Annotated in this window: 14 protein-coding genes; 9 read left to right on the forward strand and 5 right to left on the reverse strand. The window is 58.1% G+C overall.

What is annotated here, in order from left to right:
• Positions 1-6 precede the first annotated feature (6 nt).
• Complete coding sequence (locus tag EM595_RS01115; RefSeq protein ID WP_067427008.1) at positions 7-1509, reverse strand: sensor domain-containing diguanylate cyclase; 1503 nt, start codon at positions 1507-1509, stop codon at positions 7-9.
• Positions 1510-1762: 253 nt separating this feature from the next.
• Here EM595_RS01115 and EM595_RS01120 point away from each other — a divergent pair, with 253 nt between their 5' ends.
• The gene (locus tag EM595_RS01120) at positions 1763-3025 is read left to right on the forward strand and encodes an acid phosphatase (protein WP_067427011.1); all 1263 of its coding nucleotides are present in this window, start codon (positions 1763-1765) and stop codon (positions 3023-3025) included.
• A 1-nt stretch (position 3026) separates the two neighbouring features.
• On the opposite strand, the gene EM595_RS01125 is transcribed toward EM595_RS01120, so the two are convergent.
• Positions 3027-4406 (reverse strand): aldehyde dehydrogenase family protein, encoded by a 1380-nt coding sequence (locus EM595_RS01125; RefSeq protein WP_067427013.1) that lies wholly within the window; start codon positions 4404-4406, stop codon positions 3027-3029.
• Positions 4407-4507: 101 nt separating this feature from the next.
• On the opposite strand from EM595_RS01125, the gene ptrR reads away from it, so the two are divergent.
• The 8 genes from ptrR to pqqF all read left to right on the forward strand — a co-directional run bounded on the left by ptrR (position 4508) and on the right by pqqF (position 13386).
• Positions 4508-5386, forward strand: coding sequence for a putrescine utilization regulator PtrR (gene ptrR / locus EM595_RS01130; RefSeq protein WP_067427016.1), 879 nt, complete (start codon positions 4508-4510; stop codon positions 5384-5386).
• 1275 nt (positions 5387-6661) lie between these two features.
• On the forward strand, positions 6662-7702 hold the full coding sequence (locus tag EM595_RS01135) for a dipeptidase (protein ID WP_067427019.1): 1041 nt from the start codon (positions 6662-6664) through the stop codon (positions 7700-7702).
• A gap of 149 nt (positions 7703-7851) precedes the next feature.
• Positions 7852-7923 (forward strand): pyrroloquinoline quinone precursor peptide PqqA, encoded by a 72-nt coding sequence (pqqA, locus tag EM595_RS20505; RefSeq protein WP_071852545.1) that lies wholly within the window; start codon positions 7852-7854, stop codon positions 7921-7923.
• Positions 7924-7981: 58 nt separating this feature from the next.
• Positions 7982-8914 carry a pyrroloquinoline quinone biosynthesis protein PqqB gene (gene pqqB / locus EM595_RS01140; RefSeq protein ID WP_067427021.1) on the forward strand — a complete coding sequence of 311 codons (933 nt, stop codon included), beginning with the start codon at positions 7982-7984 and terminating at the stop codon, positions 8912-8914.
• Positions 8904-9659 carry a pyrroloquinoline-quinone synthase PqqC gene (gene pqqC, locus EM595_RS01145; protein ID WP_067427022.1) on the forward strand — a complete coding sequence of 252 codons (756 nt, stop codon included), beginning with the start codon at positions 8904-8906 and terminating at the stop codon, positions 9657-9659. The genes pqqB and pqqC overlap by 11 nt, the downstream gene beginning before the upstream one ends.
• Entirely contained in the window at positions 9659-9943 is a 285-nt protein-coding gene (pqqD, locus tag EM595_RS01150; RefSeq protein ID WP_067427025.1) for a pyrroloquinoline quinone biosynthesis peptide chaperone PqqD, read from the forward strand. The genes pqqC and pqqD overlap by 1 nt, the downstream gene beginning before the upstream one ends.
• The gene (gene pqqE / locus EM595_RS01155) at positions 9906-11069 is read left to right on the forward strand and encodes a pyrroloquinoline quinone biosynthesis protein PqqE (protein ID WP_067427030.1); all 1164 of its coding nucleotides are present in this window, start codon (positions 9906-9908) and stop codon (positions 11067-11069) included. The genes pqqD and pqqE overlap by 38 nt, the downstream gene beginning before the upstream one ends.
• A 1-nt stretch (position 11070) precedes the next feature.
• A complete protein-coding gene (gene pqqF / locus EM595_RS01160; RefSeq protein WP_067427033.1) occupies positions 11071-13386 on the forward strand; it encodes a pyrroloquinoline quinone biosynthesis protein PqqF in 2316 nt (771 codons plus the stop codon).
• Here the strand turns inward: pqqF and EM595_RS01165 are convergent.
• The 3 genes from EM595_RS01165 to proP form a co-directional block, all read right to left on the reverse strand.
• Positions 13371-14339, reverse strand: coding sequence for a GGDEF domain-containing protein (locus EM595_RS01165; protein WP_067427036.1), 969 nt, complete (start codon positions 14337-14339; stop codon positions 13371-13373). The two genes, pqqF and EM595_RS01165, sit on opposite strands and share 16 nt — an antisense overlap.
• A gap of 166 nt (positions 14340-14505) precedes the next feature.
• Entirely contained in the window at positions 14506-15483 is a 978-nt protein-coding gene (hemB, locus tag EM595_RS01170; RefSeq protein WP_067435049.1) for a porphobilinogen synthase, read from the reverse strand.
• A gap of 177 nt (positions 15484-15660) precedes the next feature.
• The gene (gene proP, locus EM595_RS01175) at positions 15661-17166 is read right to left on the reverse strand and encodes a glycine betaine/L-proline transporter ProP (RefSeq protein WP_067427039.1); all 1506 of its coding nucleotides are present in this window, start codon (positions 17164-17166) and stop codon (positions 15661-15663) included.
• Positions 17167-17564: the final 398 nt, after the last annotated feature.

Consider the following 17564-nt stretch of genomic DNA (forward strand, 5'->3'; position numbering starts at 1 on the left):
AACGGTTTATCGCTGAGCAGCAACAGTGGGGGAACGGGTGACGATTTGATTGCGCCCGTTGCGCTTGGCGGCGTAAAGCGCCTGGTCAGCGTCATGCACCAGGCTGTCGGCATTACTGCCAATGCTAAAGGTGCTAACGCCAATGCTCAGCGTGACAATCTTCTCCGCCAGTTCGGTGCTGGCGTGCGGCAGTGCGGCGGCGCGCACGGCGGCAAGAATACGTTGAGCCAGTGCCAGAGCGGCAGACGCATCAGTGGCGGGCAGCACAAAAGCAAACTCTTCGCCGCCGTAACGGGCAACCACATCGCCGTTGCGCTGCGCCAGCGATTTTAAGATGTCGGCGATGCGACGCAGGCAGGCATCACCGGCGACATGGCCGCGCGTGTCGTTATAGCGCTTGAAGTAGTCGATATCGCACATGATCAATGACATCGGCACGCCGGTTGTCGCGGCACGTTCGATGCACTGCTCAAGGTAAATATCGAACTGTCTTCGGTTGGCCAGCCCGGTCAGGCTGTCAATCAGGGCGAGATCCTGCAGGCGATGGTTGGCATAGGTCAGCTCATCGCGTGCGCGCAGCAGCTCGGCCTGATTTTCCAGCATCAGCCGCAGCTGTCGCAGCAGCAGCAGGCCAAACAGCATTACCAGCATCAGCATTAACAGGTTCAGACAGATAATGCCCAGATTGGTGCGCAGCCAGGCTTTGCGCAGCGCATCGCGATCGATGCCTACCGCCGCAACCAGCGGATAGTGCGGCACCATAGCGTAACCAAAAATGCGGGTAATACCGTCGATCGGCGAGCGCCAGGTGCCGCTGCCGGTCGGGCTCACCTTAAGCAGTTTTTGATACAGAGGCGTGTGCGCCATGCTGTGATTGGTCAGCCGATCGGCAAAAGGCCGCACGTAGAGCATGGTGGCATCGCGATGGGTTAACCCCAGCACATCATGCTCGCCAATCTCAAAGTAATCATAATATTGGCGAAAATAATCGACCCGCACAGTGCCCAGCGCCACGCCACGAAAATGCCCTTCGGCGTCATCCAGCCGCAGTGATACGGGAATTACCGGCTCGTTATTCGAACGGCTACGAATGACATGACCAATGTGCATCTGCTGATTATCATGACGGCGATGCCAGCTGAAATAGTCGCGATCGCCGTTGCTGTAGGCAGGAAGCGGACCGGGGGCTGAATTGGCTACTGAGATGCCATTGGCGTCAAACACAAACAGGCCGTTCAGCTGTGGCAACAGCGCCTTCTGCCGTGCCAGCAGACCCTGAGTACCGGCGTAATGACCCGGTGAGGAAAAAATATCATCGGCGTTGCGGGCGATCTCCTGCAGCGTAATCTGCACCTGCAGAAATGTGTCTTGCGCCTGACGTGAAAGTGCCAGCGACTGATTTTTTACCAGACGCTCGTTCTCCTGCAGCTCATGCTGCCAGGATTGCCATAAGGCGCCACCACTGATCAGCACCACGCTAATGCTGACCAGCAGCAGAAAAAGTGGCATCGCCCGTTGCGGTGAGGCTAATTTTCCCGGTATCAGATCCTTCTCCCTCTCTCACCACAGCCTTGCCGATAGGCTAAGCATACTGTCAGTTGTCTTAATTGGCGAAAGCCAACAGCAATTACTGCGCGGCGTATCGCACTGTCGGTAAAGGTTAAAAAAGCGCGCAAACTGTATCCTGATATGTCTTGCCACAAAAATGTCATCTTCATCTTCTAGCGTGATGCGCACACTCCGTTCTTTTATGGAAATCCCCATGCGCCTGACGCTTTCGGTTATTGCCCTTAGTCTGTTCGCCAGCACGCTGGCAGACGCCGCTGAACCCCAGTGGTCGCAGATTCACGCTACGGCGGTGAATACCACCGCCGATTTGAACCCCAACTTTGCCGCCCGCGAAGCGGTGATCCAGCAGCAGCTGATTGCGGCGCTGCGGGGCAACGCCAGCAGCTTGCAACGCAGTGAGCTTGAAACGGCCAGGCAGAGCAGCGTGCAGGCCGATACCGCCTGGCTGCAGGCCAGCGGCTATGACTTCCATAAAAAAGAGAATCAGCAGGCGGGCATTGCGCTGCTCAGCCAATTCAGCGCGCAACCGAAAGCGGTCATGACGGCCAATCTGGATACGGTAGAAAGCATCAATCTCAATGCTACCGGCGGCCAGCGGCGCGGTGCATTGATAGATGCCGAAGGGCAGAACTTTCTCTATTTTCTGGCCGATGCAATGGGACCGGATCTCGGTAAGGCGTTTCTGACCGCCTATAACAAAGGCGAGCTGAGCAAGGCCGCGGCGCTGATTAAAGCCAGCGAGGTCAGTACCAGCGCGGCGAAAAAACACTTCAACTATCCGCGTCCTTTCCTGGTGGCGGGCAATAGCATTCACAACGTGCCGGATGACGCGGTGGTCAAAGATAATCAGCCTTATCGCGCCGATGGCGGCTCGTTTCCCAGCGGGCATACCAACACCGGTTACACCGATGCGCTGTTGATGGCGGAGATGCTTCCCGAACGCTTTGTGCCGCTGCTGGATCGCGGCGCGCGCTACGGCTATTCACGCATCGTGCTCGGCGTGCATTATCCTCTGGATGTGATCGGTTCGCGCATGGCGGCGGAACGCAACGTGGCACATTTTATGAATGATGCGGCGTATCGGACGTTGTTTGAGCAGGCAAAGCAGGAGTTACGCGGGGCGCTGGAGAAAGAGTGCGGCATGTCACTGGCGGCGTGCGCTCGCACAACGGGCGATGCCGATCCTTATGCCGCGCCGCAGATGCGGCAGTTTTATCGCTTTACGATGACGTATGGCCTGCCACGTCAGCGGACGCAGCAGTCCAGCGTACAGGTCCCCGCGGGGGCAGAAGTGCTGCTGGAGGCGCCGTTACCGCAGTTAAATGCAGCACAGCGCCGTCAGTTGATGGTCAGCAGTGCGCTGGCGGCGGGCTATCCGCTGTCAGGCGATGCCGAACAAAGTTTCTGGCAGCGCCTGAACTTGCATGATGCGGTTGTCAGCGCCAGCAAGCGCTAACTTATCCTTTACGGTTACGCCACACGGTTTGCGCGTTACAGAATTCGCGCAGGCCGAAGTGGGACAGCTCGCGGCCATAACCGCTTTTCTTCACGCCACCAAAGGCAACGCGTGGATCGGAGGCGCTGATGCCGTTGATAAACACGCCGCCGCACTCCAGCTGCACCGTCATCGCTTCGGCCAATGCGGTATCGGCGGTATAGATCGTGGCGCTCAGGCCAAAATCGCTGTCGTTAGCCAGCGTTACTGCATGATCGGCATCCCGTGCGGCGATAATGCTGGCAACCGGACCAAACAGCTCTTCGCGAAAGGCGGTCATCTCAGGCGTCACGTTGGACAGCACGGTTGGCGCATAGTAGTTGCCGGCACCGGCAATTTTCTCACCGCCCATCAGCAACGTGGCACCTTCTGACAGCGTGGCCTGCACCTGCGCATCCAGCTCGTCGCGCAGATCGTAACGCGCCATCGGGCCGATGTAAGTCGCTTCATCAGTGGGATCGCCGATTTTCATTTCGCGCGCCATCGCCACAAACGTCTCGGTGAAGGCGGGCAAAATCGCCTCTTCAACAATCAGCCGCTTCGCGGCAGCGCACACCTGGCCGCCATTCTGAAAGCGGCCCAACAGCGCTGCGCGCACCGCTTCATCAAGGTTGGCATCTTTCAGCACGATAAAGGCATCTGCGCCGCCCAGCTCCATCACCGATTTTTTCAGTGCGGCACCGGCCTGAGATGCAATCGCGGTGCCAGCGCGCACGCTGCCGGTCAGAGTGACGGCGGCAATACGATCGTCTTTAATGGCGGCAGAAACGCCGTCGTTGGTGGCGTTGATCACGCTGAACACGCCCGCTGGTAAACCCGCTTCGGCCGCCGCCTGCAACAGCAGTTGAGTCGAGCCCGCCACGTTGGGGGCCGGTTTCAGCAGGAAAGTGTTGCCTGCCAACATGGCCGGTACCGCGCCACGCAATACCTGCCAGACCGGGAAGTTCCACGGCATCACTGCCAGAATGGTGCCCAGCGGACGATAAGCTATTTCAGCGTGACCATTGTCGACCTGCGTCGGTTCCGGTGCCAGCATGGCCGGACCTTCGCTGGCGTACCAGTCACAGAGCGCCGCTGATTTTTCCACTTCTGCCCGCGCCTGCGTCACCGGCTTGCCCATCTCTTGCGTGATGGCATCGGCTAACACGTCGCGATACTGTCGCAGCACCTGCGCAAAGCGAACCAGATAGCTGGCACGATCGGCGATCGGCACGTTTTTCCACAGCGAAAACGCGCTGCTGCTTTGCGCCAATGCCGCTTCAAGCTCGCTGGCGCTGGCAAAAGGATAAACCGCCAGCGTTTCGCCGGTTGCAGGATTTAGGGTAGAGATTGAATTTTGCATGCGTGCCTCTTAGTGACGTTGCGTTGGGTAAACAATAGGCGATTGCGCTCCTCAGTTAAATTGAATAATAATGAGAAAGTTTTTCTGATAACGAGAAAGGTATGCAGCTCTCCCAACTGGAAATGTTTCGTGCGGTTGCCGCCACCGGCAGTATCAGCGCGGCGGCAGAAGCCGTACATCGGGTGCCCTCAAACGTCACCACACGCATTAAGCAGCTTGAAGCGGAGCTGGGCGTTGCGCTGTTTATCCGCGAAAATCAGCGGTTGCGGCTGTCGCCAGCGGGCCGTCATTTTCTCGATTACAACAACCGCATTCTGGACCTGGTGGATGAAGCCAGACTGGCGGTCAGCGGCGATCGGCCCGCCGGGCTGTTTGCGCTCGGTTCGCTGGAGAGCACCGCTGCGGTACGTATTCCGCCGCTGCTGGCGTGTTATCACCACCATTATCCGCAGGTAGAACTGGCATTAAGCACCGGGCCTTCGGGCGATATGCTGGATCGGGTGCTGGAGGGCAGCCTGGAAGCGGCGTTTGTCGACGGCCCGATTTTGCATCCGGTACTGGAAGGCGTGCCGGTGTTTCGCGAAGAGATGGTGCTGGTGGCGACGCAGCAGCACCCGGCGATCGCCTGCGCAGAAGATGTTAACGGCGAAAACCTGTTTGCCTTCCGCGATAACTGTTCTTATCGACGCCATTTTGAAAGCTGGTTTCGCGATGGCAACGCCATGCCCGGAAAAATCTACCCGGTAGAGAGTTATCACGGCATGCTCGCCTGTGTTACCGCGGGCAGCGGCATAGCGCTGATGCCGCGTTCGATGCTGGAAAGCATGCCCGGCAGCGGCACCGTCAGCGCCTGGCCGTTGGCAGAAAATTACCGTTATCTCGATACCTGGCTGGTCTGGCGCCGGGGTCCACGCTCAATCAATCTTAATGAGTTTATTGGGTTGCTACCCGGAGGGGAGGGGGAAGCCTGTCAGGGCTAAGGCCAGCGGCCTTTTAAGGTCAATGTCTTGAGGTCAACGTCTTGAGGTCAACGTCTTAAGGTCAAAAGCGATTTCGTTCAGGCTAAAGCCTGCCCGAGCAGGGCCGGCAGTCGCCCCGGCCCTGCACCCGCGCTATCCGGCAAACACAACCGCCCGCTGCGCGGGTGCCCTCGGCAAAAGCGTTTTCCTGACGGACCCGGCGCGATTCGCTCCCGGCTCAGCGCGCCTTCTCGCCGCATCCCTGCGGCTCATCCTGGAAAACACTTTTCCCTCGGCGTTTGTGATGCCTCTAAAGGTCAACACCCAAAACCCAAAACCCAACACCCAAAACCCAAAACCCAAAACCCAAAAGCTAAAAGCTAAAAGCTAAAAGCTAAAAAAACAGAGCCAGAATTATCGCCATCGCCAGAAGCTAAAGACGAATAGTGAATAGTGAATAGTGAATAGTGAATAGCGAATGGTGAATGGTGAATGGTGAAAGTCAGGTTGGGTTTGGGGCATGTATATTAAAGCCTGAGATTCAGGTTTTAAGCTAAGGTACGTTATCTCAAGCGTTAAGCCCGAAATGTAAAATCTGGGGCTACGCAATGAAAACTGACCGGCGTATCATCTTTACCCTGAATAACTTAATTTCGATCTTGCGGTGTTTTGGCTGCGTCTTCAGCGTCTACTGAAATAGGCTTTCTCGTTTTGTCTTAGTAAAGTCGTTGCCCTGAATACTAACCCTACAAAGCCAAAGCCGGCTTTCCTTTAGATTTAGGTCTCAGCCTCGGTTTTAAACTTTCGATATTAATTGAGATTTTGACCTGGGTTTTGACCTGGGTTTTGACCTGGGTTTTGACCTGGGTTTTGACCTGGGTTTTGAACTAGGTTTTGACTTGGGTTTTGACCTTGAGGAGGCATCACCACCGCTGAGGAGGTGAACATTTCAGGATGTCCCGCCATGGATGGCGGGACAAGGGAGCGCTGAGCAGACAAAAACGCCGGGAGCGTTTTTGAACAGCGCTTGCGCTGCCCCGAAGGGGTGAGCCTCAGGATGAGGCGAATACTCCGAATCGCGAGCGGTCCGTGAAGAAATGTGAACCGACGAAGGTACCCGCCTGCGGCGGGCGGTTGTGTTTGCCGGATAGCCGGGGTGCAGGGGCGGGGCGCATGCCGCCCCTGCTCGGGCGGCCCGAAGGGCAGAACGAAATGGCCGTTGACCTCAAGACCTTGACCTCAAGACCTTGACCTTAAAAGCCGCCTGCAAGGCGCCACTCCACCCACCGGAACGCTATGTCAGACATATATCCTTTTTTTGATGGCCACAACGATGCGCTGCTGCGCCTGTGGATCAACCCGGCGCAGGATCCCGCGGCGGCCTTTATTGCCGGAACGCCTGATGGCCACCTCGATCTGCCGCGGGCGCGACAGGGCAGGCTGGCGGGCGGGCTGTTTGCGCTGTTTGTGCCGCCGGTGAGCTACATCGCCCATATCCGGCAGCAGACCGGCGAGGCGATCGCCGCGCAGCATCAGCCAGCGCAAATTGTGCGCGAGCAGGCGGCGATCCTGCAAGCGATCGCCGCGCAATCCCACGGCCAGGCGACGATTTGCCGTACCGCAGGCGAGATTGAGCAGGCGATGCACAGCGGCGCGCTGGCGATGGTCATGCATCTGGAAGGCGGTGATGCGTTGGATAGCGAGGGCGAGCTGCTGGACGAACTCTGTGCGCAGGGGTTACGCAGCCTCGGGCCATTCTGGAATCTGCCTAACCGCTTTGGCGAGGGCGTGAATGGCAACTTTCCCGCATCGCCCGATACCGGCGCGGGCCTGACGGCTGAAGGTATCGCGCTGATCAAAACCTGCAATCAGCGCCGCATCCTAATCGATGTGTCGCACATGAATGAGAAGGCGTTTTGGGATACCGCGCGCCTCAGCGACGCGCCGCTGGTGGCAACCCATTCCAATGCGCATCAGCTCTGTCCGCAGCCGCGCAACCTCACCGATCGGCAGCTGGACGCCATCCGCGACAGCGATGGCCTGGTGGGCGTGAATTTTGGCACCGCGTTTCTGCGTGCCGACGGCAAACGCGACGGCAAGACGGCGGTCGCAGAGATTGTCAAACACCTCTCGTACCTCGCGGATAGAATAGGGATTGAGCGCGTGGCGTTGGGATCGGATTTCGATGGCGTGAACGTGCCAGACGCGCTGCACGACGTAGCCGGATTGCCCCGGCTGGCCGATGCGCTGGCCGCTGCCGGCTTCAGCGCAGCGTGCCAGCAGAAAATGGCCTGGCGTAACTGGCTACGAGTGCTAAAACAAACGTGGGGCGAATAGCCGCTCGACGATAATAATCCCTGACGCTTCAGGGGTTGATATCCCCGGAAGGGTAGCGCACCATTCGCCCCCGATTTGACAAATCACCCATTCGCTGCCGCACTTAAGGCGCGCAGTGATTTATTCAACACACCAACAGGAGCCGTATTATGTGGATCAAACCTGAATTTACCGACCTTCGTCTGGGTCTGGAAGTTACGCTGTACATCTCTAACCGTTAATCTGTACCGCCCACGGTTCGCCGTGGGTTTTTTCTCCCCCTCTTTTTCCGGTCTACCCATGCTGATAAAAGTTTTAGGATCTGCCGCTGGCGGTGGCTTCCCGCAGTGGAACTGTAACTGCCACAACTGTCAGGGCCTGCGTCAGGGCACCCTGAAAAGCACCGCCCGCACGCAGTCGTCGATTGCCGTCAGTGATAACGGCAAAGAGTGGGTGCTGTGTAACGCCTCACCCGATATCAGTCATCAGATCGCCGCAACGCCGGAGATGAGAACGCCGGATGTGCTGCGTGGCACCGCTATCGGCTCGATCATTCTCACCGACAGCCAGATTGACCATTGTGCCGGCCTGCTTAACCTGCGTGAAGGCTGCCCGCATCAGGTGTGGTGCACGCCCGAAGTGCATGCCGATCTCACCAGCGGCTTTCCCATTTTTACCATGCTGTCGCACTGGAATGGTGGCCTGACTCACCATCCCATTGCGCCACTTGAACCCTTTACCGTCGCGGTTTGCCCGGCGCTACGCTTCACCGCGCTGCCGATTCTCAGCAATGCGCCGCCCTATTCGCCTTATCGCGGTAACCCGTTGCCAGGCCACAATATTGCGCTGTTTATTGAGAACATCGAGAGCGGCAAGAGCCTGCTGTATGCGCCCGGCCTCGGTGAGCCTGATGACGCGCTGCTGGGCTGGCTGCACAAAGCAGATTGCCTGCTGATTGACGGCACGCTGTGGCAGGACAATGAACTGGCCAATACCGGCGTCGGTCGCAATACCGGCAAAGATATGGGCCATCTGGCACTGGCGGAAGAGCAGGGGCTGGTGAAGCTGTTGAGCACGCTGCCCGCTGAACGAAAAATTTTGATTCACATTAACAACACCAACCCGATCCTTGACGAAGACTCTGCCGAACGTCACGCCTTAACGCGTGAAGGCATCGAAGTCAGCTGGGATGGAATGACCATTAATCTGCAGGACAATCATCATGTCTCATGAAAAAGCGATGACGCCGCACGAATTTGAGCAGGCACTGCGGGCCAAAGGCGCCTATTACCATATTCATCATCCGTACCATATCGCCATGCATAACGGCCAGGCGACGCGCGAGCAGATCCAGGGCTGGGTGGCGAACCGTTTTTACTACCAGACCAGCATTCCGCTGAAGGACGCGGCGATCATGGCGAACTGCCCCGATCCCGCGACGCGCCGTAAATGGGTGCAACGCATTCTCGATCACGACGGTCAGGGCGACGGCGAGGGCGGGATCGAAGCCTGGCTGCGGCTGGGCGAAGCGGTTGGGCTGTCGCGCGAGCTGCTGCTGTCTGAGCGGCTGGTGCTGCCGGGCGTGCGCTTCGCGGTAGATGCCTACGTTAACTTTGCCCGGCGCGCCTGCTGGCAGGAAGCGGCGTGCAGCTCGCTCACCGAACTCTTTGCGCCGCAGATTCACCAGTCGCGCCTCGACAGCTGGCCCCAGCACTATCCGTGGATTGAAGCGGAAGGCTACGGCTATTTCCGCAGCCGTCTGAGCCAGGCGAACCGCGACGTGGAGCATGGTCTGGCGCTGGCGCTGGAGTTTTGTGACACCGTGGAAAAACAGCAGCGCATGCTGCAAATTTTGCAGTTCAAACTCGACATTCTGTGGAGCCTGCTGGATGCCATGACCATGGCGTACACGCTGCATCGTCCTCCTTATCACTGCGTGACCGATCAGCCGGTCTGGCATCATCAGAGGTTTTTATAATGGTTGTTACGACGCAGCAGGTGCCTGCTTTCAAACGCGGTTATCGCCTGCAATGGGAAGCCGCGCAGGAGAGCCACGTGATGCTTTACCCGGAAGGGATGGCCACGCTGAATGAGACCGCCGCTGCTATCTTGCAGTTGGTGGACGGTAAAAGCAGCGTGGCCGATATTGTCGCCACGCTGAATGCCCGCTTCCCCGATGCGGGCGGCGTGGATAATGACGTTATTGAGTTTTTTGGTCGTGCTTATGAACAAAAATGGATCGTCCTGCGTGACGGCGAATAAACCCGCCGTCAATCCGCCGCTGTGGCTGCTGGCGGAGCTGACTTATCGCTGTCCGCTGCAGTGTCCCTACTGCTCGAACCCGCTCGATTTTGCCCAGCAGGAGAACGAGCTGACCACCGAGCAGTGGATCACCGTCTTTCGTCAGGCGCGCGCCATGGGCAGCGTCCAGCTCGGTTTTTCCGGCGGCGAGCCGCTGGTGCGCAAAGATCTGCCTGAACTGATCGCCGCGGCACGCGATCTCGGTTTTTATACCAACCTCATCACCTCCGGCATCGGCCTGACCGAGAAAAAGCTGCAAACCTTTGGCGATGCCGGGCTGGACCATATTCAGATCAGCTTCCAGGCGAGCGACGAGACGCTGAACGCCGCGCTGGCGGGCTCTAAAAAAGCCTTTCAGCAGAAGCTGGCGATGGCCAAAGCGGTGAAAGCTCAGGGCTATCCGATGGTGCTGAACTTTGTGCTGCATCGTCACAACATCGACCAGATCGACAAGATTATCGATCTCTGTATCGAGCTGGAAGCGGATGATGTTGAGCTGGCAACCTGTCAGTTTTATGGCTGGGCGCACATCAACCGGGAAGGCCTGCTGCCTTCGATTGAGCAGATCGCCCGCGCAGAAGCGACGGTAAAACGCTATCGCGAACGCATGGCGGCCAGCGGTAATCTCACCAATCTGCTGTTCGTTACGCCCGATTATTATGAGTCGCGGCCAAAAGGCTGCATGGGTGGCTGGGGAGCGATCTTCCTTAGCGTAACGCCGGACGGCACTGCGCTGCCTTGCCACAGTGCTCGTCAGCTGCCGGTGAAATTTCCGTCGGTGCTGGAGCATGACCTGCAGCATATCTGGTACGAATCCTTTGGTTTTAATCGCTATCGCGGCTACGACTGGATGCCAGAGCCCTGCCGCTCCTGCCCGGAAAAAGAACAGGACTTCGGCGGCTGCCGCTGTCAGGCCTTTATGCTTACCGGCGATGCCGATAATGCCGATCCGGTCTGCGATAAATCTGCCCATCACGGCAAGATTTTACAGGCGCGCGAAGAAGCTAACTGCAGCAGCCTGCGCGTTGATCAGCTGCGTTTTCGCAATCGCGTTAACTCCAACCTGATTTTCAAAGCCGGAGCCTGATGTGCAGCGGGCCAGCGAGCGGCTAGCCAATGGGCTGCGCATTGAGCTGATCTCCACGCCCGCGGCGCAGCAGGCCGCGGCGTTGATATCGGTGGAATGTGGCAGTTTCCATGAGCCGATACCCGGCCTCGCGCATCTTCTGGAGCATCTGCTGTTTGCCGACAGCACGCATTTTCGCCACCAGCAACGGCTGATGCCGTGGGTGCAGGGGCAGCAGGGCCAGCTTAACGCCAGTACGCACGCCTGCCGCAGCGCATTCTTCTTTGAAGTTGCCGCCGACCAGCTGGAAGCGGGCGTGGCGCGGCTCACTGACATGATGGCGCATCCGTTGCTGCAGCAATCCGATATCCGCCGTGAGGCACAGGTCATCGACGCCGAGTGCCAGCTGTTGCAGAAAGAGAGCCGCACGCAGGCTGCTGCCGCCCTGACCAGCATGCTTGCGGCGCCTGCCGAAGCGCAGCGCTTTCAGGTTGGCAATGCGGCGACGTTTGGTGACGATCTGCCCGCGCTACAGGCTGCGCTGCGGCAGTTGCATCAGCGCTATTATGTCGCTGGCAACATGACGCTGTGGCTGCAAGGGCCGCACTCGCTGGAGACGCTGCGTCAGCTGGCACAGCGCTACGGCACGCTGTTACCGGCAGGCCAGGCAGAGACGCCGCCTTTATGCTTGCAGGCCAGCGGCGCCAGCCAGCGGTTGCGCTCCGCCAGCAGCGCGCTGCGCCTCGGCTGGATCGTGGCTGACGCCGATGCCACCACCTTTTCGCTGTTACGGCAGATGATCGTCGACGAGGCCAGCGGCAGTCTGCTGGCGCAGCTACGCGATCGTCAGCTTTGTCAGGCGATCGCGCTGGATCTGACGATCGTCACGCCGCAGACCACCCTGATCGTCGTGGATTTCTCCCTGCTTAACGCAACCGATGACGCGGCCACGCAGGTGGAATCGCTGTTTTACCGTTGGGTGCAGCAGTTGATGCAGCAGCCTGACGCCGTCCTGCAGCATTACGCCGCGCTGGATCGCACGGTGTTCAGCGCGCTGTCGCCGCTGCGTCAGCTGCGTGCCCGCGTGCTCGACTGTGTGCCGCCAGCGTCCATCGATGAAGCCTTTCTCACGCGCTGGCAGGCGCTGCTGCACCAGTGCCAGGCGGCTTCTCATCTGCGCCAGCTTAGCGGTGAAAACATCACCGGCGCGCCCACGCTCTGCCAGGGCTTTGCCCTGTCGCTGACCACGCTGCCGCTGAGCGCGGTGCCGATGGCGGATGCGGATGCGCACTTTGTCTTTTTCAGCGCACCACAAAACAGGGCGACAACTGAAACGCCCGGTGGCGTGCCGGTTGCGCTGGCGCATCAGCCGCAGAACGGCGAGGAAGTGACGCTGGTGCTGCATCCGGCACCGGAAACGGGGCTGGCAAACTGCGGCGGCGAAGCGTTACGTATGGCGTTACGCACGCTGGCAGGCGATGCGCGTCATGCTGGCGTCAATCTGTGTATTGAGCCTGAGCAGGGCGTCTGGCTGCTGAGTCTGCGCGGCCAGGGCGATGCGCTGCTGCCGGTATTGGATGCGTTATCGGCGCGGCTGCTGGCGATGCAAGAGCCGCACTGGCAGGCGGGACGAGCGCCCGCCGAGCTGGCCGTACGTCAGGCGCACGACGGTATCGCCATTCGGGCATTGCTGGCCGCGCTGCCTGAGGCGCTGCAACCCCAGGCAGCAGACGTATCAGACAGCTGGAGCGGCATGCTGGTGGGCGGCGATGCGTGGCTGCATCAGGCGATAGCCCGGCGGCTAAGTCCGCTGCCAGGCTGGCATCATCCTGTTCATCCCGCACGCCATGCAGCCGTTGCACGCGCGGTAGCAACCAGCAGCCGCGATCGCGCCATTCTGCTGTTCTGTCCGGTGCCCGCGTCGGCACGCTGGCAGCTCCTGGCGCAGATCTATGAGCCACATTTTTTTCAGCAGCTGCGGGTGGAGCGGCAGGTAGGTTATGTCGTCAGCTGTCGCTTCCATTACTGCGCAGGCGAAAGCGGCATCCTGTTTGCGCTGCAATCACCGAACTGGGAATATGCCGCGCTCTGGCAGGCCATCGAAGATTTCCTGCATGCGATGACGCCGCTGCTCGGCGAGGTCAATGCGCAACAACTTGATGAGCACTATCAGGCGCTGATGGCTCGCGCAGAGGAATCGGTCCGATTGCGCTGGCTGGCGGCGTGGCGTGGCGACGTGGAGCGGGAAAATCGGGTGACGCCGGACGACCTGCTGGCGGCGCATCGGCAGTTGCAGCAGCTAACTGGCTGGCGACTGAGCAATCAGCCCGTGGCGTGATGGCGTTTTTTGTTCTGATACATGATGGCGTCGCTGTGGGTCAGCAGCTGATCAAGCGTCAGCGGCGCAGCGGGATCAAACTCCACGATGCCGGATGAAAAGCTCAGCTGATAAGGGCGATCCAGTCGGGCAATAACCTCTTCCAGCTGTTGCCGAAAGGCCGTTACCCGACGCTCGGCGTCGCTCTGTCGCGTATCGCTTAGCAGCACCACAAACTCATCGCCGCCCAGACGGGCGAACAGATCGGAGCGGCGAAAGCTTAGCTTCAGCGCCTCGGCAAAGTCGACCAGCGCCCGATCCCCTTCCTGATGGCCAAAGGTATCGTTGATCTGCTTGAACTTATTCAAATCCAGAAACGCCAGGCAGGCGTACTGGCGTTGCACCACGCTTTCCGTCAGCAGCATTTCAGAGAGCGTTTTGAAGCCGCGGCGGTTGGTGATTTTGGTTAGTTCATCTGAAGTGGCGGTCTGAAAAGCCAGCAGCTCTGCTTCGGCCATCGAAGCGAGATCGTGCAGCGAAATGCGGTCTTCTGCGCTAAAAGTACGCGGTTTATCATCGATAATGCAGAAAGTGCCGACTTTGGCGCCGTTGGGCGTGCGCAGTGGGCAACCGGCATAAAAACGAATGTGGGGGTTGGCGGTGACCAACGGATTATCGTGAAAACGCGGATCTGCATGGGCGTCTTCAATCACCAGCGCTTCATTTTGCAAAATCGTATGGCCGCAAAAAGAGACGGCGCGTGCGGTGCCGGTAAACGCCATGCCGTCGACAGATTTAAACCATTGCCGATCGTCTTCGAGCAGCCCGACGTAGGAAATCTGCACGTCAAACAGCCGCTTCGCCAGTCGTGTCAGGCGATCAAAGCGCTCTTCAGCGGGCGTATCGAGCATATTGAGCGCGCGAACTTCACGCAGGCGCTGGTCCTCGTCGGCAGGAATCTCTGGCGTTTTCATGGCGTTACGTCGTGTCCTCACTGGCGTACTGCAAAAAATCGTCAAGCTTTATAAGCGTTATGGTCGCTTACCTTAGTGATCGACGGGTGAGGCGTAAAGGCGAGTGGTCTGAATTAGCAGCATAACATGCTGAAAATGCGCCGCACAGCGGCGCACAGAGGGGAGGTTAGAGCACCTTATTTTCAGCCAGATCCAGCGCAAAGTAGCTGAAAATCACATCGGCACCGGCGCGCTTGATGGCTCCCAGGCTTTCAAGCACCACGTTGCGCTCGTCGATGGCGCCAGCCTGAGCGGCGAACTTGATCATCGCGTATTCGCCACTGACCTGATAAGCCGCCAGCGGCAGATCGCTGCGCTCACGAATATCGCGCAGGATATCCAGATAGGCACCCGCCGGTTTTACCATCAGCGAATCAGCGCCCTCGGCGGCGTCAATCAGGGATTCACGGATCGCTTCACGACGGTTCATCGGGTTCATCTGGTAGGTTTTGCGATCGCCTTTCAGCGCCGTGCCTGCCGCTTCGCGGAAGGGACCATAGAACGATGACGCAAACTTGGTCGAGTAAGACATGATGGCGGTATCGGTAAATCCGGCGGCGTCCAGCGCCTGACGAATTGCCGCCACCTGGCCATCCATCGCTGCGGACGGCGCGATGAAATCGGCACCGGCATGGGCAGCGACCACCGCCTGCTTGCCGAGGTTAATCAGCGTGGCATCGTTATCCACACCGTGACCGCACAGCACGCCGCAATGGCCGTGGGAGGTGTATTCGCAGAAGCAGGTGTCGGACATGACGATCATCTCCGGCACTGTCTCTTTACAGATACGCGACATGCGCGCCACCAGGCCGTTTTCCTGCCAGGCATCGCTGCCGGTGGCATCGGTGTGGTGCGAAATGCCGAAGGTCATCACCGAGCGGATGCCCGCTTTGGCGATGCGCTCAATTTCATACGCCAGACGCTTTTCCGGAATGCGCATCACGCCCGGCATCGCTTCAATGGCTTTGTAGTCATCGACGCCTTCTTCGACAAAAATCGGCAGGGCGAGATCGTTCAGGCTTAGCTCGCTTTCCTGGAACATCGCGCGCAGCGAAGGGGTTTTACGCAATCTTCTTGGGCGCAAAACAGGGGAATATTCAGACATAGGAGAGTCACTGTAGTCGGTAAAAAGTAGCAATAATTCTACTCCTTTTACCCCAGGGTTTTTAGCCCCGACTGCGGAGAGAGTAAACAATTTGAGCGGTTTAGCGGCGAATAAGGCGGGAAGAATCGGTGCGGCAGGCAAAAAAATCCCCTTGCCAGCGGCAAGGGGAGAGGCAGATTACTCGTTGATACGCGGATGCTGATCGATCAGGTTGCTGCGCTGGCTTTCCAGACGCTTGATCTCGCTGTCGATATCTTCGATTTTCTGTTCAATGTTGTCGTGATGTTCCTGCAGAATCTCACGCGCTTCGCCGATATCCGATGCCGCCGGGGTGGCTCCTTTCAACGGTTTGTTCGCCGTCTCTTTCATGGTGATACCGGTGATTAAACCGATTACCGCCACTACCATCAGGTAGTAGGCAGGCATGTAGAGATTGTTGGTCGTTTCCACCAGCCAGGCGGCCAGCGTTGGCGTCAGACCGGCAACCAACACCGAAATGTTAAAGGCACTGGCCAGCGCACTGTAGCGAATGTGCGTTGGGAACATCGCTGGCAGCGATGAAGCCATCACGCCGGTGAAGGAGTTAAGAATAACCGCCAGGATCAGCAGACCGGCAAAGATCAGGCCGAGCACGTTACTGTTAATCAGCATAAAGGCCGGGATAGCGAAAATTAACAGCGAGATGCTGCCGATAATCACAAAAGGACGGCGGCCAAAGCGGTCGCTCAACAGGCCCATCACCGGCTGCACAAACAGCATGCCGAGCATGATGGCGATGATAATCAGTACGCCATGATCCTCAGAGTAGTGCAGGTTATGCGCGAGGTAGCTCGGCATGTAGGTCAACAGCATGTAGTAGGTGACGTTGGTAGCGATCACCAGACCAATACAGGAAAGCAGACTTTTCCAGTGCTTGGTGGCGATCTCCTTGAACGACACTTTTGGCCCTTCACGCAGGCCGTCGCGGTCGCCCTGTTCCAGCTTATCAACGTGCTGCTGGAAGGCTGGGGTCTCTTCCAGCGCATGGCGCAGGTAGAGTCCAATCATGCCCAGCGGCAGCGCCAGGAAGAACGGCAGACGCCAGCCCCATTCGAGGAAGCGCGCTTCGCCAATTACCGCAGTGATTAACACCACTATGCCCGCACCGAGCACGAAACCGGCAATCGAGCCGAAGTCGAGCCAGCTGCCCATAAAGCCGCGCTTACGGTCCGGCGAATATTCCGCCACGAAGATCGATGCGCCGGTGTATTCACCGCCAACGGAAAAGCCCTGGGCCATTTTGGCCAGCAGCAGCAGAATCGGTGCCCAGATGCCGATCGAGGCGTAGGACGGAATCAGCCCGATACAGAAGGTACTGATCGACATGATGATGATGGTGATGGAGAGAATTTTCTGGCGACCATATTTGTCACCCAGTCGGCCAAAGAACAGCCCGCCAAGCGGACGAATCAGGAACGGCACGGAGAAGGTACCGAGTGCTGCAATCATCTGCAGGCTGGGATCGGCTCCCGGAAAAAAGACTTTACCCAGCGCATAGGCGACAAAGCCGTAAACACCAAAGTCGAACCACTCCATCGCATTGCCCAACGATGCGGCGGTAATCGCCTTGCGTAACCTGGCATCGTCGATGATGGTGACATCATCCAACGCGATAGGTTTGACACGTTTCCTACGTAACTTCATGAAAATTGCCCTGTCTCTATTACCATTGTTGATAAAGTTCTCAACGGCGCGGACCGAGCTGAATCGTGTCAGGCCGCTGCGTTGAGAAAATTTAAGCATAGCCAGGAAAGTCATGATAATTACCCCCGGAAAACAAAATAATTTCTGAGGTAAACCATTCTGGCGTTACGCTTATTATACCGTTAGTGCTTTCCCTTTGTCATTTTTCGTCAAAATGGCTGTTGTTGCGTCGTTTCAAGGCGATTTGGCCTATAAATTGTGCGTTTTTCACCCCTTTAAAGCCTGACGGCCAGGATAAAATGTCACTTCCGTCTCGCAACAGTTCAAATTTTTTAATGATTTTACCGCCAATGCAGCGCGCAGCTGAAGCGCGTCACCGTTGACGGCATTTTTGTTGC

The organism is Duffyella gerundensis (assembly GCF_001517405.1).
Lineage (GTDB): Bacteria > Pseudomonadota > Gammaproteobacteria > Enterobacterales > Enterobacteriaceae > Duffyella > Duffyella gerundensis.

What these genes read in the sequence shown, in the direction of transcription:
- EM595_RS01165 (WP_067427036.1), bottom strand. Translation starts at nt 14,339, where the DNA reads ATGAAAACGCCAGAGATTCCTGCCGACGAGGACCAGCGCCTGCGTGAA.
- EM595_RS01135 (WP_067427019.1), top strand. Translation starts at nt 6,662, where the DNA reads ATGTCAGACATATATCCTTTTTTTGATGGCCACAACGATGCGCTGCTG.
- pqqB (WP_067427021.1), top strand. Translation starts at nt 7,982, where the DNA reads ATGCTGATAAAAGTTTTAGGATCTGCCGCTGGCGGTGGCTTCCCGCAG.
- EM595_RS01115 (WP_067427008.1), bottom strand. Translation starts at nt 1,509, where the DNA reads ATGCCACTTTTTCTGCTGCTGGTCAGCATTAGCGTGGTGCTGATCAGT.
- ptrR (WP_067427016.1), top strand. Translation starts at nt 4,508, where the DNA reads ATGCAGCTCTCCCAACTGGAAATGTTTCGTGCGGTTGCCGCCACCGGC.
- pqqD (WP_067427025.1), top strand. Translation starts at nt 9,659, where the DNA reads ATGGTTGTTACGACGCAGCAGGTGCCTGCTTTCAAACGCGGTTATCGC.
- hemB (WP_067435049.1), bottom strand. Translation starts at nt 15,483, where the DNA reads ATGTCTGAATATTCCCCTGTTTTGCGCCCAAGAAGATTGCGTAAAACC.
- EM595_RS01120 (WP_067427011.1), top strand. Translation starts at nt 1,763, where the DNA reads ATGCGCCTGACGCTTTCGGTTATTGCCCTTAGTCTGTTCGCCAGCACG.
- EM595_RS01125 (WP_067427013.1), bottom strand. Translation starts at nt 4,406, where the DNA reads ATGCAAAATTCAATCTCTACCCTAAATCCTGCAACCGGCGAAACGCTG.
- pqqE (WP_067427030.1), top strand. Translation starts at nt 9,906, where the DNA reads ATGAACAAAAATGGATCGTCCTGCGTGACGGCGAATAAACCCGCCGTC.
- pqqC (WP_067427022.1), top strand. Translation starts at nt 8,904, where the DNA reads ATGTCTCATGAAAAAGCGATGACGCCGCACGAATTTGAGCAGGCACTG.
- proP (WP_067427039.1), bottom strand. Translation starts at nt 17,166, where the DNA reads ATGAAGTTACGTAGGAAACGTGTCAAACCTATCGCGTTGGATGATGTC.